This is a genomic window from Microbulbifer maximicatervae (SeqCode) (genome assembly GCF_052467505.1).
On the sequence record NZ_CP174313.1, the window covers coordinates 2,713,801 to 2,735,204 of the forward strand.

Annotated in this window: 19 protein-coding genes and 1 other RNA gene; 11 read left to right on the top strand and 9 right to left on the bottom strand. The window is 52.7% G+C overall.

Going from position 1 to position 21,404, the window contains the following annotated elements:
• Positions 1–202 precede the first annotated feature (202 nt).
• Both ACJJIN_RS11945 and ACJJIN_RS11950 read left to right on the top strand, forming a co-directional pair.
• Entirely contained in the window at positions 203–976 is a 774-nt protein-coding gene (locus tag ACJJIN_RS11945; protein WP_444894812.1) for a type IV pili methyl-accepting chemotaxis transducer N-terminal domain-containing protein, read from the top strand.
• A gap of 2 nt (positions 977–978) precedes the next feature.
• Complete coding sequence (locus tag ACJJIN_RS11950) at positions 979–2,295, top strand: YlbE family protein (protein WP_444894813.1); 1,317 nt, start codon at positions 979–981, stop codon at positions 2,293–2,295.
• 107 nt (positions 2,296–2,402) lie between these two features.
• Here the strand turns inward: ACJJIN_RS11950 and ACJJIN_RS11955 are convergent, their stop codons facing one another.
• The gene (locus ACJJIN_RS11955) at positions 2,403–4,262 is read right to left on the bottom strand and encodes a M2 family metallopeptidase (protein WP_444894814.1); all 1,860 of its coding nucleotides are present in this window, start codon (positions 4,260–4,262) and stop codon (positions 2,403–2,405) included.
• A 251-nt stretch (positions 4,263–4,513) separates the two neighbouring features.
• An RNA gene (gene ffs / locus ACJJIN_RS11960) (signal recognition particle sRNA small type) lies at positions 4,514–4,611 on the bottom strand.
• Positions 4,612–4,745: 134 nt separating this feature from the next.
• Between ffs and ACJJIN_RS11965 the strand changes: the two genes are divergently transcribed.
• The 3 genes from ACJJIN_RS11965 to ACJJIN_RS11975 all read left to right on the top strand — a co-directional run bounded on the left by ACJJIN_RS11965 (position 4,746) and on the right by ACJJIN_RS11975 (position 7,980).
• Positions 4,746–5,606 carry a 6-carboxytetrahydropterin synthase gene (locus ACJJIN_RS11965; RefSeq protein WP_444894815.1) on the top strand — a complete coding sequence of 287 codons (861 nt, stop codon included), beginning with the start codon at positions 4,746–4,748 and terminating at the stop codon, positions 5,604–5,606.
• A gap of 54 nt (positions 5,607–5,660) precedes the next feature.
• Positions 5,661–6,377, top strand: a complete 717-nt coding sequence (locus ACJJIN_RS11970) for a 16S rRNA (uracil(1498)-N(3))-methyltransferase (protein WP_444894816.1) — start codon at positions 5,661–5,663, stop codon at positions 6,375–6,377.
• 247 nt (positions 6,378–6,624) lie between these two features.
• Entirely contained in the window at positions 6,625–7,980 is a 1,356-nt protein-coding gene (locus ACJJIN_RS11975; RefSeq protein ID WP_444894817.1) for a substrate-binding domain-containing protein, read from the top strand.
• A 291-nt stretch (positions 7,981–8,271) separates the two neighbouring features.
• Here ACJJIN_RS11975 and ald read toward each other — a convergent pair whose 3' ends face one another.
• Positions 8,272–9,417 (bottom strand): alanine dehydrogenase, encoded by a 1,146-nt coding sequence (gene ald / locus ACJJIN_RS11980; RefSeq protein ID WP_413664782.1) that lies wholly within the window; start codon positions 9,415–9,417, stop codon positions 8,272–8,274.
• Between the two features lie 195 nt (positions 9,418–9,612).
• On the opposite strand from ald, the gene ACJJIN_RS11985 reads away from it, so the two are divergent.
• Positions 9,613–10,098, top strand: coding sequence for an Lrp/AsnC ligand binding domain-containing protein (locus ACJJIN_RS11985; protein WP_282931670.1), 486 nt, complete (start codon positions 9,613–9,615; stop codon positions 10,096–10,098).
• A gap of 50 nt (positions 10,099–10,148) precedes the next feature.
• Here ACJJIN_RS11985 and ACJJIN_RS11990 read toward each other — a convergent pair whose 3' ends face one another.
• From ACJJIN_RS11990 to putP, 3 genes are all read right to left on the bottom strand, one after another.
• A complete protein-coding gene (locus tag ACJJIN_RS11990; protein WP_108732210.1) occupies positions 10,149–10,613 on the bottom strand; it encodes an Mpo1 family 2-hydroxy fatty acid dioxygenase in 465 nt (154 codons plus the stop codon).
• A gap of 107 nt (positions 10,614–10,720) precedes the next feature.
• Positions 10,721–11,233, bottom strand: coding sequence for an O-acetyl-ADP-ribose deacetylase (locus ACJJIN_RS11995; protein WP_413664781.1), 513 nt, complete (start codon positions 11,231–11,233; stop codon positions 10,721–10,723).
• A 152-nt stretch (positions 11,234–11,385) separates the two neighbouring features.
• Positions 11,386–12,852 carry a sodium/proline symporter PutP gene (gene putP / locus ACJJIN_RS12000; RefSeq protein ID WP_444894818.1) on the bottom strand — a complete coding sequence of 489 codons (1,467 nt, stop codon included), beginning with the start codon at positions 12,850–12,852 and terminating at the stop codon, positions 11,386–11,388.
• A gap of 210 nt (positions 12,853–13,062) precedes the next feature.
• Between putP and ACJJIN_RS12005 the strand changes: the two genes are divergently transcribed.
• On the top strand, positions 13,063–13,668 hold the full coding sequence (locus ACJJIN_RS12005) for a hypothetical protein (protein WP_444894819.1): 606 nt from the start codon (positions 13,063–13,065) through the stop codon (positions 13,666–13,668).
• Here ACJJIN_RS12005 and ttcA read toward each other — a convergent pair.
• Positions 13,553–14,470, bottom strand: coding sequence for a tRNA 2-thiocytidine(32) synthetase TtcA (gene ttcA / locus ACJJIN_RS12010; protein WP_444894820.1), 918 nt, complete (start codon positions 14,468–14,470; stop codon positions 13,553–13,555). The two genes, ACJJIN_RS12005 and ttcA, sit on opposite strands and share 116 nt — an antisense overlap.
• Positions 14,471–14,590: 120 nt before the next feature.
• Positions 14,591–15,259 carry an arylesterase gene (locus tag ACJJIN_RS12015; RefSeq protein WP_282931664.1) on the bottom strand — a complete coding sequence of 223 codons (669 nt, stop codon included), beginning with the start codon at positions 15,257–15,259 and terminating at the stop codon, positions 14,591–14,593.
• 45 nt (positions 15,260–15,304) lie between these two features.
• On the opposite strand from ACJJIN_RS12015, the gene ACJJIN_RS12020 reads away from it, so the two are divergent.
• The 4 genes from ACJJIN_RS12020 (at position 15,305) to ACJJIN_RS12035 (ending at position 20,612) form a co-directional block, all read left to right on the top strand.
• A complete protein-coding gene (locus ACJJIN_RS12020) occupies positions 15,305–16,027 on the top strand; it encodes an ABC transporter ATP-binding protein (protein ID WP_413664779.1) in 723 nt (240 codons plus the stop codon).
• A complete protein-coding gene (locus ACJJIN_RS12025) occupies positions 16,027–18,477 on the top strand; it encodes an ABC transporter permease (protein ID WP_444894821.1) in 2,451 nt (816 codons plus the stop codon). The genes ACJJIN_RS12020 and ACJJIN_RS12025 overlap by 1 nt, the downstream gene beginning before the upstream one ends.
• Positions 18,478–18,484: 7 nt before the next feature.
• Positions 18,485–19,789, top strand: coding sequence for an adenosylmethionine--8-amino-7-oxononanoate transaminase (bioA, locus tag ACJJIN_RS12030; RefSeq protein WP_444894822.1), 1,305 nt, complete (start codon positions 18,485–18,487; stop codon positions 19,787–19,789).
• A 406-nt stretch (positions 19,790–20,195) separates the two neighbouring features.
• Complete coding sequence (locus ACJJIN_RS12035) at positions 20,196–20,612, top strand: DUF6746 family protein (RefSeq protein WP_444894823.1); 417 nt, start codon at positions 20,196–20,198, stop codon at positions 20,610–20,612.
• Positions 20,613–20,734: 122 nt separating this feature from the next.
• Here the strand turns inward: ACJJIN_RS12035 and csrA are convergent, their stop codons facing one another.
• Complete coding sequence (gene csrA, locus ACJJIN_RS12040; RefSeq protein ID WP_444894824.1) at positions 20,735–20,923, bottom strand: carbon storage regulator CsrA; 189 nt, start codon at positions 20,921–20,923, stop codon at positions 20,735–20,737.
• Between the last annotated feature and the right edge of the window lie 481 nt (positions 20,924–21,404).

A 21,404-nucleotide genomic window follows, 5' to 3' on the forward strand; every position in this document is an offset into this window, starting at 1 on the left:
ATTTGTTTAACTTATCAATTTTGTTCAAAATCGCCTTATTCAGAAAGCAGCCCCTATAAGCTCACATCACTGTTACTCAAGGATCTCTGAATAACTCCGTAATACCTCTGCGACCTCTCATTAGCCGAGAGAGCTCACGCATGCATTGCAAACATCAAACCCACTTAAATTGTGAAGTAAGTCAAACTACAAGAGTAAAATCATGAAGTTGTCAGCAGTATTTATCTTGTTAATTTTAAGCCTGGATGTCGCAGCCTTCTCTATGGGAGACGCCATCAATACGGCTGGTCGACAAAGAATGCTATCCCAACGCATCACCCAGACTTACATCTTGCGCGGCATTCAACCGGATGCAGAGCGCCACGAAAAGGTATTTGCCCGATCAATTCACGAATTTAAAAAGAATCACGAGAAACTAAATAATTTTCATGGCGCAGAAAAGATCAGAGATCAACTTGTTGAAGTTGAAAAAGAATGGAAAGCGTTTGAGTCTGTCGCCTCACAACCAGTCAATAAACAAAGCGCCAGCGAATTATTTCAGCGCAGCAACTCCCTTCTTTCTGCCGCCCACACCTATGTGGTCCAACTCCAACAAGTCGCCAATCACAACAGCGCCGAACTCATTAATATCGCCGGCCGCCAGCGTATGCTCTCCCAGAGAATCGCCAAGAACTACGCTGCTAAACTATGGGAAGTATCCTTGGATGATGCCGAAACCGGATTGCAAGAAGATCTCTCCGAATACTCCAACCGACTGAACCAGCTATTGGAGAGCCCCCTCAATACTCCAGAGATCAATGACAATCTACGAAAGGCAAAAGACCATCTGAGTTACGCCAGCCGGGGGTTTGAGGGAAATATGAAAATATCTGAAAAGCGCCAAATTCAGGTAATTACCGGCACCACGGATCTAATGCTACGCAATATGAACATCATTACTGAACAATATGCTGAATTGCTAAATTCAGGGGAGTAGGGATGAGAACGGATATTGAATTCAGGCCCAGCACCGAGGAAATCCTCCATAAACTGGCAACCCCTGAATTCCAAGCACTTAATCAGCAAGCTAATGACGAATCCATTAAACGTATGAAGCAAGCTGTGCCGATTTTGATCGGAATAGGTAAAGCTAGCGACAACATTCCCGGAATGCGGAAGAATTTAATTTTGCATGCCGGCCCCCCAATAACCTGGCAGCGGGCATCAGGTCCGTTAAAGGGCGCAATAATTGCCGGTCTAATTTATGAGGGGTTCGCTAAAGATAAAGCCGAAGCCGAACAGGTTATGGAGGAAGGCCAAGTTGATCTTGAGCCCTGCCACAACCACAATGCCGTCGGGCCAATGGCAGGTATTATTACCTATTCAATGTCTGTGTATATTGTCGAAGATAAGCTATCTGGTAATCGCGCTTACTCCAATCTCAGTGATGATCGTGCCGATTACCGCGGCAGCTCTATCCGCTTTGGTGTCTACGATAAATCAGCAATAAATTACCTTCGCTGGATAGAGGACGAAATTGCTCCCGTATTAAATCAAGCAATTCTAGATGAAGGCGGGATTGATTTTATACCGATCATTGGCCGCAGCCTCCTTATGGGGGACGACTGCCATGTCATGACTAATGCCGCAACACTGATTTTCTCCAGAATTTTAATGCCGGGAGTTATTCGGGCCAGTAAAAAGCGAAAAGATATTGAAAAGATTGCGAACCAAATTTACAAGGATGAGACATTCCCGTTGAACCCAATCATGGCCACCTGCAAACTTGTTTCCGATGCAGGCAGCGGTATTCCTCACAGCAGTATTATCACAACCATGGCTCGTAATGGGACGGAATTTGGTATTCAAGTTTCAGGGTTGGACAAGGCCTGGTTTACCGGTTTGGCTGGGGTTGGCCATGGATTATTAATGCCGGGCATCACTCCTGCAGATGTCAATCGAGATATGGGAGACAGCGCCATCACAGAGACTATGGGTTTTGGCGGCACCCACAAAATATTCTCAGGAACATACCAAGATAACATCGACAACATACTGAAAATGTACGATATCTGTCACTCGGAAAGTGACTTTGTCGTTACTCCGGGCATCGAGGGGAGAGGCGCCCCTCTTGGATTCGACCTACTTAAAATTATCAGGACCGGTACAACACCAACAATTAATTCTGGCTTGGCCCACAAAAGCATGAACCGTTATCAAGTCGGTACTGGGTCTCTCCACCCCCCGCTGGAAGCATTTTTAAATGCTGCTGCCAGCTTTCTAAATTCTGAGGAAGAGCAACCCCCTGTCCACTAATAACTGAGTCTCACAACTAATTCCTAAGATTCATATTTCACGTGCGCATAAAACAGAAAAAGGGGCAAAGCCCCTTTTTCTAATACCGACAAAATTGAAAGCTCAGATTACCAACCGCACTGACGCCCTTGGTTCTGCTCTTCCAGGTATGCCATCAGCGGCTGGAAGTAATCGATAATGGCGGAAGCATCCAGGTCGCGCTGACCGGTGAGCGCTTCCATAGCATCCGGCCAGGGCTTGCTTGCACCCATTGCCAACATAGCGCGCAGCTTCTTACCAGCCTCATCATTCTGGTAGATGGAGCAGCGGTGCAGCGGTCCGGTTTCACCAGCGGCTTCACACAGCGCACGGTGGAATTGAAACTGCTGGATACGCGCCAGGAAGTAGCGAGCGTAAGGTGTATTACCGGGGATATGGTACTTGGCACCCGGATCGAAGTTCTCTTCGGAGCGCTCTACCGGAGCGGCAATGCCCTGGTAATCTTCACGCAGTTTCCACCAGGCTTTGTTGTAATCTTCCGGCTTCACCTCACCGTTGAATACCTGCCAGCGCCACTTATCAACGAGCAGACCAAATGGCAGGAAGGCGATCTTATCCAGCGCCTGCTGCATCAGGTAACCGATATCTTTACTCTCATCCGGCACCTCATTCATCAGACCGATTTCCTTCAGGTACTTCGGCGTGATGGAAAGCGCGATAGTGTCGCCAACAGCTTCGTGGAAACCGTCGTTAGCGCCATTTTTATAGAGGAAAGGCTGATCTTTATAGATGCGCTGGTAGAAGTTGTGGCCCAATTCATGGTGGATGGTAACCAGGTCTTCACCCGTTTTATTGATACACATCTTGATGCGGAGATCGTCCTGCCCATCCATATTCCAGGCACTGGCATGACAAACTACATCGCGATCGCGTGGCTGGGTGAACTGAGAGCGCTCCCAGAAAGTTTCCGGTAGAGGCTTAAAGCCCAGGGAGGTGAAGAACTTCTCCCCCACTTTAACCATGTCTTTTTCACTCATGCCGGAATCAACCACCAGCTGAGTCAGATCATAGGGCGCCTGCATGTCATCGTCTTTGACTATGTCATAGACGTTACCCCACTCCTGGGCCCACATATTACCCAGCAAGTGCGCAGGGATTTTACCCTGAGCCGGCACTACGTCATCGCCGTAATGCTCATTCAACTTGGCGCGAACATGGCAGTGCAAAGCTTCGTACAACGGCTTCACTTTACCCCACTGGGTATCCATATCCGCAGCAAAGGCATCCGGAGCCATATCGTATTTGGAGCGCCAAAAAACACTTAGGTTGTCATAACCCAATTCTTTGGTACCGGCATTACCAATCTCCACCTGGCGCTCATACAGAGGCTTCATGGGAGGAGAAACTTTACGCCAACCAACCCACAAATCCTTAAGCAACTCAGGATCGCGATTAGTCGCCATCACCTGCCCCATCTCGGTCAGGGTATAGCACTTTTCTTCACCGGCATCTTCGCGGCAGTATTTACCGGCACCGTACATGCCCTGCATTTTTGAGCCAATTTGCGCCAGCTCAGAAGTTAATGCCGGATCTTTCGGCGCGGGGAAAACCAAACCCTGCTTCAACATGGTCAACTGACGACGGGTATCCGGGTCCAGGTCCAGGTCGTTAAATTTGGCGGCCTCTGAAGCCAGCTCCACTGCCAGGGTGGTGTATCGCTCTGAAGCCAAAGCCTCTACATATTGGGAATCAATATTGATATAGGTAGAAGCAAGCCAAGCCGCATGACTTGCCTCTTGCCCCATTTTTTCCAAGCGAGCCTGGGCATCATTTAGGAAAGCTTGCGCATCTTTGGCTGTCAGCTGGGAATTCTCAGCTGGACTTTCCGCAGTCGCCTGAGCCACACCAACCGGTTTTACCGCTTGCTGCCCACTGTCACAGGCAGACAGTGCAACGGCAACCGCTATCGAGAGAGCAACTTTTTTCATTTTCTCCTCAAGAATCATTTTTAGATCTGCTTATAGTTGACGCCGTTTATAGCATAAGCCCCACACAATCAGCGACGGCAAGGCCGAAGATCGAGCCAGATCGACACAAAATCCCCTTTTATATCGTCTTTGCGGGAAAAAATTTGGTGAGGAAAAGAGTAAAAACCCAGGACACGGTCGAGCAAAACACTCTCAACGGGGATTTTTCAGGGGATGATTTTTGAAACAAAGAAGGGAGAGATTGGAGGCAGCCCAACCAGCAACACCCTCGGCACATGATACCACTGCTACCGTTGCTCCCTTCCGGGCCTGGCGGAGTTCACAGCTGCTCATTGCGAGGGGACCGGGAGGGCCGCCACAACGATCTTCGGTGTCAGTGCATCCGAAGAGGGCGCGATTATAGAGGCATAAACGAATAAGATCCAGCCCTATTAACAGGTTATAATAAACGACTACTATCTCACCCCCTGCAAAGAGTTACTCATGCACTTGTTTGTCGATAATTTAACCAACGTTGACTTCAGCTACCTCGACTCAAAACGAGGCATCGTAGGCGAGACCTGGCTGGCAAACGCAGCCCTCGATGGCGCCTTGGATGAACAGGGGATGGTTTGCGACTTTGGAATAGTGAAAAAGACCCTGAGGCATTGGCTGGATGATCAAGTCGACCACCGCCTCTTGGTACCTACCCGCTCACCCCAACTGACCCTGGAGCACAGTGGAGACCAGGTTAACCTGACCTGGCTACTGGAAAACGGGGCCTCTATTAAAGTGTCAGGTCCGGAACAAGCTTTTGCCTTAGTGGACGCCGAGGTAATTACTCCTGAGAGCGTCGCCGTCTGGTGTGTCCAGCAGCTGGCCAGCCACTTCCCCGATAGCGTGGAGAAGCTCAAGCTCAGCTTCCACTGTGAAGTCATTGAAGATGCTTTCTACCACTACAGCCATGGCCTGAAAAAACACCTTGGTAACTGCCAACGTATCGCCCATGGACACCGTTCACGCATTCAGGTCATGACGGGTGGCCAACGCGATACAGAACTGGAAAAGTACTGGGCTAAGCGCTGGGAAGATATCTACCTGGGCACTCGCGAGGATCTGGTTTCAACAACTGTCGATGATCGCGGTGAGGAAATCCATAACTTTGCTTATAGCGCACAACAGGGAAACTTCACCCTGTCCATCCCTGCCAAGGTTTGTGAAATTCTTGACTGTGATACCACGGTGGAGCAGTTGGCCCAATATATCGCCAACACCCTGGCGGCTAAAGAGCCTGGGAAAGCGATTACCGTAAGAGCCTACGAAGGTATTGGCAAAGGCGCGATTGCTTCAGCTCAAACCAGCTAGCCCAGCCCCATAGCACCGACACCGTTATAAATTGAAGTACCAAGGCGCCCGACTTTGAACCTGATTGTTTTACAAAAGCACGACTTTATTAGTCCCAATCGCGTCCGCCTTAGTGGACGCCAGCTGGAGCATATCACCAAGGTTCACAGAGCAGCTCCGGGACAACAACTTCGTGTCGGACTGCTCGACGGGCAAATAGGGAATGGCGAGATTGTTACGCTCGACGAGAAGTGCGTCGAGCTTGAAGTGGCATTCGCAATTGATCCGCCCCAGCCATTACCTCTCACACTTATTTTGGCCCTGCCTCGCCCCAAAATGCTCAAGCGGGTTATCCAGCACCTGACTGCGCTCGGGGTCAAAAAACTGGTTTTAATTAATAGTTACCGGGTCGAAAAGTCTTACTGGCAAACTCCCTGGTTGCAGGAAGACAAACTCTTTGAGCAATGCTTGCTCGGACTAGAGCAGGCTGTCGATACGCAACTGCCGGAAATTCTGTTGCGCAAACGCTTTAAACCGTTTGTCGAAGACGAACTCCCTTCCCTTTCCAGTGACTCCCGTAAACTGGTGGCTCATCCAGTAGGGGGAACGGCTTGCCCTGTGGACATAAAGCAACCGACCACTTTAGCCATTGGCCCTGAAGGCGGCTTTATCAGTTATGAAGTCGAGAAGCTCCAAGAAGCAGGCTTTCAATCCGTTCACCTGGGTCCACGTATTTTACGGGTAGAAACTGCACTGCCAGTGCTAATTAGCCGGTTATTTCCCGCGTTTTAAATTATCGGACTTTACGAGGCTCTGCTGCATATCCACAGGAGCCTCTGAGTACTTACCCGACGTATTGCTTTTTAAGTATTTACGAAAGCTTAACTACCCATACTTCAATTGTTCAAATAACCCCCAGTAAAGTTACCTATCTCTTGCGATGAGACATTTGCACAATTTAGCAATCAATATTTCATCAATTTGTCACAATTAAGTCATATTTTGCGCCCTCGTTTTACCACCTTACGGTCGAATTACTATGAGCGTATTCTTAAGCCGGCTAAAGCAAACCCTTACCCTCTTTCTTCTTGGGATGGCCCTGGCTGCTGCAACTTCTACAGCCCAAACCCGTTTCCCTCCCGATACAACGGGCCTGCTTTTTACTCTACACGGCTCCAATACTGTCGGTGCAAAGCTGGCACCCAACCTGGTGAGTGATTACCTGGAATCTCGAGGTGGCAGTAATCTGGAGGTTATTCCCCTAGAGAAAGAAAATGAGGTGCGAGTGCAAGGGGATCTCGGTGGCAAAAAAATATATGTCGATATTGCGGCACACGGTTCAAGCACTGGATTTAAAGGCCTTGAACGGTCCCAGGCCAATATCGCCATGGCTTCGCGACCAATAAAAGATGCTGAGCACGCAGCGCTGAGTCGCTTTGGAGATATGCGCGGTCAAGGTGCCGAGCATGTTATTGCCATCGATGGCCTGGCAATTATTGTTCACCCTCAAAACCCCATCAGCCAATTAACCCTGCAACAAATAGCAGAAATATTTTCCGGAAAAATTACCGACTGGTCTGAAGTGGGCGGGCAGAAAGGTCGCATCAAAGTTCTCGCGAGAGATAATCAGTCCGGTACCTGGGATACGTTTAAAAGCTTGGTACTTGGAAAACAGCACTCCCTTATTGCCAATGCAAAACGCTTCGAATCAAATGATCAATTGTCGGACCGTGTTTCGGCAAACCCCAACAGTATTGGGTTTGTCGGCTTGGCATCTATTCGACGAGCCAAGGCCGTATCGGTATCTGACCAGAACACCCAACCGCAAGCTCCAGAGCATCTGACAATTGCAACTGAAGACTACCCCCTCTCCCGCCGTCTATTTCTCTATACCGCTGCTTACGGTTTAAAACCCGTCGCCGAAGAGTTCCTGCACTTTGTACAGAGTGAACAGGGGCAGGAGCTGGTAAAGGCCACTGGGTTTGTCGCGCAGACGCCAATCGGTGTAAAACCTGAAGCCAACCGGGATGGGCCCAGCGAATACCTGAAATTAACGGAAAATGCAGAGCGCCTGAGCATTAACTTCCGTTTCTCTGAAGGCAGCGCCTCTTTAGATAACAAGGCAAAACAGGATATACAGCGACTTGTCCGCTTTATGCAAAAGCCTGAGAACAGCCACAAGCGACTGCTATTGATCGGGTTTGGCGATGAGAAAGTCAGTGAGGGGCGTTCAATCGTTTTATCAAAACTACGCGCAGTTACCGTTCGCTCTGCTCTAAGGGATCACCAGATTAATACAGCACCGGTTCAGGGCTTTGGTGCCTATCTGCCGGTAGCCTCCAACAGCTCCAGTTCAAAGATAAAAAATCGCCGGGTAGAAATCTGGGTTATTTAACCCTAGCCCTAAACCCCTCTCCCCCGTGAGGCGACAAGGAAGTCCCTCAGCATCCTTTTTTCTTTTCCTCCTCCCCTTCCCCAGTTTTTCCCTAAACAACAAGTCCAGCTTTCTCCAAAGCATAAATAACGCGCATAAAAAAGCCGCGTAAATACGCGGCTATCAATTAGTGGCTATGCCACCAGGTCTCACAGAGAGGAACGCAAAGAGCGCTCCGGGGGAAACTTCCCAACAACAAGCGCGTTACCGCTTATTTACAATGCGGCCGCCCGCAGGCGGCCACCGGGGCAATTAAGCTACAGCGTCTTCCGCTACTGCTTGTTTTTGCAGAGCCAGTTTGGGATCTACAAACTCGTAACCCAATACGTCGGCTACGGCTTGGTAGGTCACCATGCCAGCGTGAACATTCAGGCCTTCCAGCAGGTTGGAATCGTCCAACAGTGCCTGCTTGGCGCCTTTGTTTGCCAGGGCTACCGCGAAAGGCAGGGTGGCATTGTTCAGGGCCATAGTGGAGGTGCGAGCTACACCGCCGGGCATATTGGCAACACAGTAGTGAACCACACCATCAACTACGTAAGTAGGCTCTTGGTGAGTAGTCGCCTTGGAAGTCTCGAAACAACCGCCCTGGTCAATAGCAACGTCAGCTACAACTGCGCCTTTCTTCATGCGGCTGATAATGTCGCGGGTCAGCAGTTTGGGGGCTGCCGCGCCAGGAATCAGAACCGCACCAACAACCAGGTCAGCTTCCAGTGCGTGCTTTTCAATAGCATCGTTAGTGGAGTACTCAGTGCGAACCGCACCACCGAAAATATCGTCCAGCTGACGCAGACGCGGCAGGGAACGGTCGAGGATAGTAACGTCAGCCCCCATACCCAGGGCCATCTTCGCTGCGTTAGTACCAACAACACCGCCACCGATAATCAGGACTTTAGCGGGAGCTACACCGGGAACACCGCCGAGCAGTACGCCGAGACCACCCTGGGCTTTTTCCAGGTGGTGGGCACCGCACTGTACAGACATACGACCGGCAACTTCAGACATAGGCGCCAGCAGAGGCAGGCCACCGAAGCGGTCGGTTACAGTTTCATAAGCGATGCAGGTAGCGCCGGATTTCACCAGCAGCTCAGTTTGTTTGGGGTCTGGAGCCAGGTGCAGATAGGTGTACAGAACCTGCCCAGGGCGCAGCATTTCGCACTCGTGGGGCTGGGGCTCTTTTACCTTGACGATCATATCGGCAGTGGCAAAAATCTCTTCCGGAGTATCGATAATCTTGGCGCCGGCTTGAACGTACATCTCGTCGGGGAAACCAATAGCGGCACCACCATCCTTCTGTACGATCACTTGGTGGCCGTGGCCAACCAGTTCGCGAACACTCGACGGCGTCAGGCCAATACGATACTCGTGGTTCTTAATCTCTTTAGGGACGCCAATCAACATTTTCCTTCTCCTCGCTCTGTGCGCTCGGTACTGCCTTAATCAAATAGGAGTACCTAATTTCTATGTTTTCCCCAGTATAAGAACAGATAAGAAGTGGATATTTAGTAGATTTTTGATAAAACTAGTGGAATCCACTATACAACCTGTCGCCAAGTCTACTTTTTGACCATGTCGACCAATTCGGAGTCAGCAGTTATGCGCAAACGTGCGGGAGAGCTAAGCACTATCGACCGGAACATATTGCGTGTTCTACAAAAGAATGGACGAACCAGCTATGCAGAGCTGGCCCGGCAGGTAGGTCTGACCGCGACCCCCTGCGTCGAACGGGTCAAACGCCTGGAAAGTGACAATGTCATTCAGGGCTACACCGCCCTTATCAACCCTGAGTACCTCGATGCTGCTCTGGTGGTTTTTGTGCAGATCAGACTGAATCGATCCGCACAGGACGCCTTCGAGGAATTTCGCAACGCCGTGGCCGCCCTGCCGGAAGTGCAGGAGTGTTACCTGGTATCCGGGAATTTCGATTACCTGATCAAAGCCCGGGTGGCGGATATGAGTGCCTACCGTAAGTTCTACGGTGAAACGCTTTTGACACTGCCGGAGGTGCAGGAATGCACCAGCTATGTGGTGATGGAAGAAGTCAAAGAGACACTGGAAGTACCGGTTCACTACAACCGATAGCGGGATAGATCGATGAGTGGCCACAGCCACTCATCTGCATAAACCGGCAATCAATATTGAATGCCCAGTTTCCGGTAAATAAACCCGATCACCCAGGCTGGGCCGATCAACAGGAATTGTAAGTCCTTAAAGAAAGAGGGTTTCTTGCCTTCGATATGGTGGCCAATAAATTGGAACACCCACATGATCACGAATAAGGCTAGTGCCGTCTGCCAGATAGGCACCCCCAGCCGCTCCAATACCGACCAAGCCCACAAACACAGAACAGTTAACCCCGTCATTCCCAGGGCAATGGGAAACGACATCGCGAAATAAAACAGAAGAATCGGGATTGTCACCACGACAGCCCAGTTCAGCCAGGGAATTGTCGCCATAAATTCCGGCTGCGGAACTGCCCACAGAAGTCCGGCCACGGTCGCATAAATTACGGGAACAGCAATCCAATGAATGGATTTGTTGATCGGATTCTGATGACTCTCACCATACTCTGAAAACCACTGCTGGGCACTGCGCATGACAATCTCCTCATTCTTATATTGTTATTGTCAGAGCAATAATAATCCCCAAGCCATGGATATCAATCAATGGCCATATATACCACGAGGCCTACAAAACGTGGCTTTTAGCGCCTAACGTAAGCATCTAACTGGGATAAATAGAGATCCGCCATCGATTTATCGAAACAACAGAATACAACCTGCTGCGGCGCCCCCTCCTTTTCTTGGAATTGCTGTACCTGCTCTACAGCCACCTCTACGGCCAGCTCCGGGGGGTAGTCGTAAACGCCACAACTGATCGCCGGAAAAGCAATCGAGCGCATGTTTTCGCGCCGAGCCAATGCCAGGCAGTGCCGATAACAGCTGGAGAGCAACTCGGGCTCACCCAAACTGCCGCCGCGCCAAACTGGCCCAACCGTGTGGTAGATACGTTTTACGGGAATGGAATAAGCGCCAGTGGCGCGCACTTCACCAACAGGACAACCGCCCAGACTGCGGCAAGCCTCCAATAGATTGGGCCCCGCTGCGCGGTGTATGGCCCCATCAACACCACCGCCTCCCAAGAGACGGCTGTTGGCAGCATTGACGATTACATCGACGTGCAATCGAGTGATATCACCGAGATGAACTTTGATCACTCAGCATCTCCAACCGCTTTTTGAATAATTGCTGCGGATGGAAATCCATTTCACTTCACAACAGTCGCACCTTTGCCAGAGATGCGTCCCTAGCGCGGCTGGTCTGTCTCGGCCCGAGCGAGTCGCTCGGGCTCAAGTCCTGCCCTGCCCCCTCAACCAAGCAACTTGCGGTGCTGTGAGGCAACGGCTTCCGGGCACTTCGTCAGCGCGCTCACTAACACGATAGCAGCTGAAGAGAAAACAAAACCCGGCAACAGCTCATAAACATCAAAAATGCCACCGGAGAGTTGCTCCCACACCACAACGGTGAGGCCGCCAACGATAACACCGGCAATAGCGCCACTGCCCGTCATACGGGACCAGTAGAGACTGATCAGCAACGCCGGGCCAAAGGCAGCGCCCAGGCCAGCCCAGGCGTAACTCACCACATCCAGAACCTTGGAATCCGGGTCCATCGCAATCCACACAGCGACTAGTGATAAAGCAACCACCGCCCAGCGCCCCACTTTCACCATGGCTTCCGGGGTGGTCTCACGACCAAACCAAACGTGGTAAATATCCTCCGCCAGTGCAGCCGAGGACACCAACAGCTGGGAATCTGCCGTACTCATAATGGCAGATAGAATCGCCGCCAAAAGAACACCGGCAACTAGCGGGTGGAACAGCACCTGCACCATTTCCATAAACACAGTTTCGCCATCAGGCAGGCTCTGCTGGATTTCCAGGTGTGCAAACAAACCTACCGCCATTGCGCCCAAGAAGCCCGCCAGAGACCAAACCGCCGCTACTGTCGCCGCAACCGGAATATCGTTAGGGCTGCGCACCGCCATAAATCGCGCCAAGATATGCGGCTGGCCGAAGTAGCCCAATCCCCACGCAAGGGAACTGAGTATCGCCACCAGGCTTAATGTTTGCCCCGTGTTATCGGTCATCCAGTGGGTCAGCTGTGGCATCTCCGTTTGCAGCCGAGTCCAGCTGGCAGAAAAACCACCCTGGTCGGAAATAACAACGAGAGGCACCGCAATCAGCGCCGCACTCATCAGCAGCCCCTGGAACACATCGGTCCAGGACACCGCCAAAAACCCGCCAAACAACGTGTAAGAAATAACGGCAACCGCACCGATAATCACCGCCCAGCGATAATCCCAGCCAAACACCGTTTCAAACAGTTTGCCGCCGGCAATCAGGCCCGAAGCTACATAGAAAAGGAAAAATAGAAGGATGAATATCGCGCAGACGGTGCGCAGATAGGGGTGCCCCATCTTAAACCGACGATCCAGATAAGCTGGCACCGTCAGGGAATCGTCCAGCTCATAGGTGTAGATGCGCAGACGCCGGCCCATTGTCACCCAGCTCAGAACGATGCCGGAGAAAAGGCCAATTGCGATCCAACCGGCAGTGAGCCCCGCCGCATAGGCCGCACCAGGCAAACCCAGAAGCAGCCAGCCACTCATATCCGAGGCTCCGGCAGACAGGGCCGCCACAGCCGGCGGCAGGGAACGGCCGCCGAGGAAATAGTCGCTGGCATTTTTTGTACGCATGTAGGCGTAAATACCGATAACAACAATCAACGCCAAATAGGCGACAAAAGTAAGGGCGATCAGCCACTCGGCGGCCATAAGGGATTCCTTCTGATCAAAGTGGGGTGGTACTTGGCGCGGGAATAGTCTGCGTTTTCCTGCTCAATTTTTCAGCGCATTGAGCTATGGAAAGAGCACCACCTAAAAATTGTTATGTTTATTGCGCGTAAATCTACCCATAAGGTGGCGCCGACTCAATCAGCAAACTACATATATGTTGGATACAACTACAGAAAAAAAGACAACACTATGGGCATTTGTCTGGACGAGCTCCGACTCCAGGTTATCCGTCCAACCCTCAAGCACTTGAGAGCCTGGAGCCAGGGCATGGAGAATCTCCTTCTGGGAACCGCCGCCCAGGAGTCGCAATTGGGCTTCCACCTCAAACAGGGACGGCGCCACGGGCTGGGTATTTACCAAATCCAGCCCCACACCCACCGGGAAATCTGGGATCAATACCTGATCGATCACCCAAGCCTCGCCTCAAAAGTGCGAGGGCTAGCGAGCCAGCGGGATTTTCTCGATCACCCCCACAGCGAACTGACCACCAACCTGCGCTATGCCACAGCCATCGCCTGGCTGATTTACAGGTCGGCCGAAGTCCACAAGATCCAGGACGAGGAAACCTCAGACGTGGCCAATATGGCGCGCCTCTGGCATCAGCACTTTCACCACGGGCCCAGTGCCAGTCCCCGGGACTTTGAATGCAGTTACGCGCAACTGGTCAGCGGTGCAGATCCTACAGATTCAGCGCCTCGATATACTGGGGCTCCACTTCCTGAGCATCCTCAGGCTCCCAAGAATTCACCTGGCGCTGGATTGAATGGTCAGGACGCTCGACAGCCGACGGCTTAGAGCGATCCAGTTCCAGACTCTCAAAATCGTAGAGGTCCCTGTCCGCCAATTGTGACGGGGACACCCGGGTAATCGCGGCGAAAATATTCTCGCTGCGGCCTGGGAATTTCTTATCCCACTCCCGCACCATCTGCTTGATCGCCTGGCGCTGAAGGTTCTCCTGGCTGCCGCACAGATTGCACGGAATAATCGGAAACTGCTTGTACTCGGCGTACTGGGCGATGTCCTCTTCGCGGCAATAGGCGAGTGGACGGATCACGATATTGCGGCCATCGTCGGCGCGCAGTTTGGGCGGCATCGCCTTGAGGCGACCACCGTAAAACATATTTAGGAACAGGGTCTCGACGATATCGTCTTTGTGATGGCCCAGTGCCACCTTGGTGGCGCCAATTTCTTCAGCAAAGCCATACAAGGTGCCACGGCGCAGACGGGAACAGAGCCCGCAAGTGGTTTTGCCCTCGGGCACCACTTCCTTCACGACCGAGTAGGTATCCTTCTCGACGATATGGTGGGGAACACCCAGGGACTGCAGGTATTCCGGCAGGATATGCTCGGGGAAACCCGGCTGCTTCTGGTCCATATTGACCGCCACCAGTTCAAAGTTAACCGGCGCTGTCCTTTGCAAATTCAGCAGCACGTCCAGCATGGCGTAGGAATCCTTACCGCCGGACAAACAGACCATAATCTTGTCGCCCTCTTCAATCATGTTGAAGTCGGCGATGGCGCGGCCCACATGGCGGCGCAGGCGCTTTTGCAGCTTATTAAACTCGAGCCGCTCGCGGCGGTTTTCCAATTCGGGCATGGTGTCTCTCTAACTCATTCGCGACCAGTGACCGGGCCCAGAGTTCCGGCACAAAACCTTAAACTTTGGGACCAGAGCCAGGCTTTCCTGTTCCTGGGGGCGCGATTGTACGCATTTCGATCACGGAGTACACGACTCACCAGCCGCCTTCTCCCCCAACAGGGACTTCACGCAGGGCCAGACATGATCCAGCAGGGCCGGCTGCGCCTTGGCGGTGGGGTGGATACCATCGGATTGCATAGCGCCCTGCTCCAGGGCCACGGTTTCCAACAAGAAAGGCACCAGAGCGACCTCTTCGGCCTTGGCCACTTTGGGGAATACAGCGGCAAAAGCCTCGGTATAAGCGCGGCCGTAGTTCGGTGGGATACGCATCCCCAACAGCAGGACTTCGGCCCCGGAATCTTTAGCCAGCTTGACCATCTGCTGCAAATTGCGCTGCAAACTCTGGGGTGGGTAGCCGCGCAGACCGTCGTTACCCCCCAACTCGACAATCAGCCACTGGGGATTGTGCTCTTCCATCAGGCGCGGCAGCCGGGTCAGGCCGCCTGCGGAGGTCTCCCCACTGATGCTGGCATTGACCACCTTCACCGGGCGTCCCTTTTCCTGCAAGCGCTCTTGCAACAGGTTGACCCAGCCCAGCTCCTCATCGATACCGTAGGCCGCACTTATGCTATCCCCTAATACGAGCAGAGTGCCGGGCTTGTTGGCACTCAGTGCCAGATTGGGGACCGACAGCATCAGCACCAAGCCGAACCGAGTCAGTAACTGCCGAAAAAAGGCTGTTGTCATGTCATACTCTCCAAAAATCTCGCGTATCCGCAAAGGGAATACAGTATGTCCGCCATTCTCACGGCAGAAAACCTCTATCACAGGGTCTCCACCAGCGAAGGGCCACTGACCCTATTAAACAATATCTCCCTGAAAGTCGCCCGTGGGGAGAGCCTCGCTGTGACAGGGGCCTCAGGTTCCGGCAAGTCCACCCTGCTCGGCCTGCTGGCAGGATTGGACAAACCTACCGAGGGCAAAATCTGGCTGGCTGGCGACGAGATCACCGCCATGGACGAAGAGCAGCGCGCCGCGGTGCGCGCCCGCTGCGTGGGCTTTGTATTCCAGACGTTCCAACTGCTGCCCGGCCTTACCGCCCTGGAAAACGTGATGCTGCCGAGCGAATTGCGCGGTGAACGGGGCGCCGCCAAGCGGGCGGAAGAGTTTCTCGCCCGGGTGGGCCTGGAACAGCGACTGCGCCACTACCCGCGCCAGTTATCCGGCGGTGAGCAACAGCGGGTGGCCATTGCCCGGGCCTTTGCCAGCTTTAGCAGCAAAGATGCCATCCTCTTTGCCGACGAACCCACCGGCAGCCTCGACGCCGGCAACGGGGCCAAAATTATCGATCTGCTGTTTAAACTCAACGAAGAATCTGACACCACCCTGGTGCTGGTGACTCACGAACAGCGACTGGCAGAGCGCTGTGCCTCCCACCTGCATATGTCGGCAGGCGCTGTAGATTCCTACGCTCCGCTTATCGACGGGGACAACCTGTCGGAGGTGTCCGCCTGATGCTGCCACTCAGACTGCTGTTCAGGGACTGGCGCGGTGGCGAGCTGGCGCTAATTGCCTCGGCCCTGGTTTTGGCTGTTACCTGTGTCACTGCGATCGCCCATTTCACCGACCGCCTTACCCGCGCCATGGAGCAGCAATCCCTCACCTTCCTGGCCGCAGAACGGGTACTGCGCAGCAGCAAACCCGTGGATAGCGCATGGCTGGAGGAAGCCGACAAAAAGGGATTGGAGCAGGCGCGAATAGTCCAGTTTTCATCCATGATCTCCGCCAACGACCAGTTCCAGTTTGTCTCGGTCAAAGCCGTCGACAAAGGCTATCCATTGGTGGGGCAACTGGAAATCAGCAAGTCCCCGGAAGGCCCAGGGGAAGTGGCACCGCAAGGACCTCCCCCGGGAGAAGCCTGGGTGGAGTCCCGCCTTCTACCCTTGATGGGAATCCAGCTCGGCGATCCTATCGCCCTCGGCGACACCCAATTAAAAGTGACAGCCATACTGGAGCGGGAACCCGACCGGGGTACCAGCCTGTTTGATATGGGTGCGCGAGTATTAGCCAATACCGCCGACCTGCCCGCCTCAGGTGTGATCCAGCCCGGCAGCCGAGTGCGCTACCGCTATCTGTTTGCCGGTGATGACCAAGTCCTGAAGGATTACTTTGACTGGCTCAAACCTCAACTGACTGAGCACCAGCGGATCTTGGACCTGCGTGAAGGCCAACCCCGGGTTGCCTCTGCCCTGGATAGAGCCGAGTCCTTCCTGTTTCTCGCCGCCAGCCTGGCTGTACTGCTCGCCAGCGTCGCCGTTGGCCTGGCAGCCAGACGCTACGGACTACGCCATGGCGCCTACGTAGCCGTAATGAAAAGCCTCGGTGCCGGGCGCAATAAAATTCTCGGCATCTACCTGGGGCAGCTGGCCGCCCTTACCCTGATTGCCACTGCTATAGGTCTGGCACTGGGCACCTTTATCCAGAGCCAGGCGGTCAACCTGATGGAAGGGTTCTTTCCGGTCCAACCCCCGGCTACCAGCTGGAGCCCACTGCTAATTGGACTCGCTACCGGCCTCGCCTGCGCCCTGGGCTTCGCCCTGCCGCCACTATTTCGTTTGGCGCGTACAGACCCGATGCAAACCCTGCGGCACGACTGGAGCAATCCGGACCGACGCGAATGGCTCGGGCTGATTCTCGGCCCCAGCGCCATGCTACTTCTGATCTGGTGGCTGTCCGGCAGTCTGCTTATGACGCTCGCCTTGTTTGTCGGCATGCTCCTGTTGGTAGCGGGCAGCGCCCTGGTCAACCGCCTCTTGGTGCGCGGCAAGCTGGCCTCCCTGGGAGGCGCCTGGCGCATTGCCCTCGGTAGCCTGCAACGCCGAGCCGCGTTCAACACTTTATTGATTGCCGCTTTTGGCACCGGATTATTGGCCATGCTGGCCATGGTCTTTGCCCGCACCGCCCTGGTGGACGAATGGCGGATGCAATTACCGGAAAAAGCCCCCAATCACTTCCTCCTGAATATCGCCCCCCACGATGTTCCAACCATGGAAAATATGCTGGCAGAGGGCGAGGTAAGCAGCACCGAGTTTTACCCCATGGTGCGCGGCCGTTTGGTAGCGATTAACGGCGTTTCGATTAAAGAGAAAAAAGATCGTCCCGGTGGCGTTCGCCGGGAATTGAACCTGAGCTACACCGATACCCTGGCACCGGACAATCGCATCTTGGAAGGCGAATGGTGGGACAAGGCCAGCGAAGGTGTTTCCGTAGAAGTGGAGCTGGCAGCCCAGCTGGAACTGTCACTGGGAGATCAATTGCGCTTTTCCATCGGTGGCCTCGAAGTAGAAGCCCCAGTAGCCAGCTTCCGCTCGCTGGACTGGAACAGCATGCGCCCCAACTTCTATATGATATTTGCACCGGGCACTATCGATGATTTCCCGGCTACCTATATCACCAGTTTTTACCTCCCACCGGAGGACAAGCTACTGGTCAACGATCTGGTTCGCGCCTTCCCCAGCGTCAGCGTGATAGAGCTGGATAAGATCATCCAGCGTATCCGCGACACCATTAACCAGGTGTCCTTTGCTATCGAATCAGTCATGGCCCTGATGCTTGTTGCCGGGGTGCTGGTATTAATTGCCGGGGTGCGCGCCAGTATCGCCGAGCGATTGCAGGAAGCGGCAATTATCCGCACACTGGGAGGCCGCAGGCGCTTGTTGCTGAGAAGCCTGATACTGGAATTTGGCCTACTGGGTTTTGCCGCCGGCTTGCTCGCGGCTATCGGTGCTGAAGCCACCTTGGCTGTGCTGTCTTATTGGGTCTTTGAACTGCCGGTGATATTACACCCAGTCCTTTGGCTAACCGGACCACTCACCGGTGCAGTACTGGTTGGCACCGCCGGTACCCTGGCCTGTTACAGCTCGATCAGCCAGCCCCCGCTCAGAGTACTGCGCGAACTGGCCTAACTGATGAATGTCGGCTCTTAAGAATAAAGATGTAGCTTTTATGGACCTGGATTTCGATCGCAAACATATTTGGCACCCCTACTCCTCCCTGATCGACCCGCCCCCGGTATACCCGGTAGCGCGGGCCGAGGGGGTAAGGCTTTACCTGGAAGACGGGAGCGGCCTGATCGACGGTATGTCCTCCTGGTGGAGTGCCCTGCACGGCTACAATGTGCCCGAGCTAAACCAGGCCATGCGCGATCAGATGGACAAGATGTCCCATGTGATGTTCGGGGGTTTAACTCACGAACCGGCGATCGAGCTGTGCAAGAAATTAGTGGAAATCACTCCAGCCGGCCTCAACCGGGTATTTCTTGCTGACTCCGGTTCAGTGTCTGTGGAAGTGGCTATCAAGATGGCCGTCCAATACTGGCACTCCCATGGTAAGCCCGAAAAGAACCGCCTGCTGGCCCTGCGCAACGGTTACCACGGTGATACTTTCGGGGCCATGGCCACCTGTGACCCAGTCACCGGAATGCATCATTTGTTTGCTGAGCATCTGAACCAGCACCAGTTTGCACCCGCTCCGCAAACACCATTTGGTAGTACCTGTAGTGACAGTGATATCGCCGAGCTGCGCCAGCAAGTGGAAGAGAACCGCGATCAGCTGGCCGCGATTATTTTAGAGCCCATCGTCCAGGGCGCCGGCGGCATGCGTTTTTATTCTGCCGATTATTTGCGCCGGGTGCGCGAACTCTGCGACGAGCACAACGTACTGCTAATCGCCGATGAAATCGCAACCGGTTTTGGCCGCAGCGGCAAAATGTTTGCCTGTGAGCATGCCGATATCACCCCCGATATCCTCACCCTGGGCAAAGCTCTCACCGGCGGCACCATGACCCTCGCCGCCGCCCTCTGTACCGATAAAGTGGCCGAAGGTATTTGCCAGGGAGAAGCCGGTGTGTTTATGCACGGCCCCACTTTTATGGGTAACCCCCTGGCTTGTTCCGTCGCTAACGCCAGTATCCAATTGTTACTCAACAGCCCTTGGCAGGAGCGAGTAACTACGATCGAACAGCAGCTGACCGAACAGCTAGCCCCGTTAAAATCCGCACCGGGTGTCGCTGATGTTCGAGCCCTTGGAGCAATTGGCGTGGTGGAAATGCGCGAGCCGGTAAATACGGCCAAAGTGCAGGAAGCCCTAATCGAACGCGGAGTTTGGCTGCGTCCCTTCGGCAAACTGGTCTACGCCATGCCGCCCTATGTGATTTCGAAAGAAGACCTCAGCCAATTGACCTCGGCGATGGTTGATGTACTGGGAGAGATTTCCTAGTTTCCGTACCAATTAATTTGTGAAACCGGTCTCAATAATCCCGAACTAATCGGCTCTTCCTGTAAATAACCTTCTCTTTGTTACCGCGAAGAGAGGGTTAACAGATCAAATTCCATAACTCGGGGGCCGCCTCCTCCTGGCTAAAAACCTCCGTTGCCCTCTCCCCTGCGCATCCTTTCCAGATTCAATTTTCTTATTCCTTACAAATTTCGATCAGCTTGATAGCAATTCTTGCGACAAATGTTTTGAGCACCTAAAAATTCCTGTATCATGAATGTTAATGATAGTTATCCTCATTTACGATAGCGATCAAAGTGGTCAAAATGATCACTGATAAATGTTAGGCATTCACCTCGCCCGATCAATGCCTTATCAACCCTTAGCGTTTGGGCGTTAGAGAGGAAAAATGAAAACTTTAATTGCGTTACTTTTTGCTGTTACTTTTGCTACCACTGCTCAAGCTAGCCCCGCATCAGACGAAAAGCCCATCCAGCATCTCAAAGTAGCGGACGTTACTTCTATGAAAGATGCCAAGAAGATTTTCATTGAGAAAACAGCAGAAATTAAAAGCAAGCAAAAGCTGAATCCTGCTGAACTTCACCAGATTCATGTCATCACCTACACCCTCGAAAAAAGTGTTGAGTACTTCGCTGAAAACCTGAAAGGTGAAAGACAGAAGCTTGCAAAAGACATCGCCGTTGTTGTGGAGAACATCCACATTAATTCCGAAAACAACCGCCCAGAAAAAACCCGCAAGGATCTGAATCACTACTTTAAATTAGCAGAAAAGTTTGAAGCTGGATTTAAGCATAAACATCACTAATACAGATCACTTCCGAGCTTAACCTGTCTCTATCCGCAGCGAAAGGCTCGACTGAAAGCGCTAACTAACAGTAGTTAGCGCTTTCATAGCAACACCACCCCGCCACAATCTCCATCAACTTTTCAACGATTCCCACTGACCAGATTTCCTTCCTGTCTGATCCGCACATAAATCTCCTCGCGGTGTACTGGCAGGGATTTTGGAGCAATTATTCCTATCTTTACCTGATTGCCCTTAACTTCTAATACTGTGATTGAGACATTCGCTCCAATCCATAAGTTTTCGCCTGTACGGCGCTTTAAAATCAACATATTGGTTTCCTACTGATACTCAAACCATGGATAGACCTTCCACAAAAGGAAAGCTTGAATAGAAATGTTTTGAGTAACTACGAGGAGGTGCGCGAGAACGGTAGGCATAGAAAAAGAAAAGGCAGACGCAACGCCCCCAGGGCTTGGAGAATCTCTCCAAGCCGCTGAATGTACTCCACTTTATTGAAGACGAGCGGGTTTCTAGCGTACTATGCATATAGCCATCTTGATACTTTGTCTATCAATTTGGTTAGCTGGCCCCAGGTGTTCCAGCACCTTGGGTCAGCGCCTTTTACTTATTCTTACTTCACGCTACCGTTCTCCTTTTAAGGGGTGGTCTTTAGAAAATTCTTGGGTTCTTGATTCTCTCGAGACTCTTGAACCAAGCTGCTTTGATTGTTGCTTTTAGATGGCTTCTTAATCGCGGCCAAACTACCAATAAATATCTATCGATTTTACGTGGCTTAGACACTAAAACAAT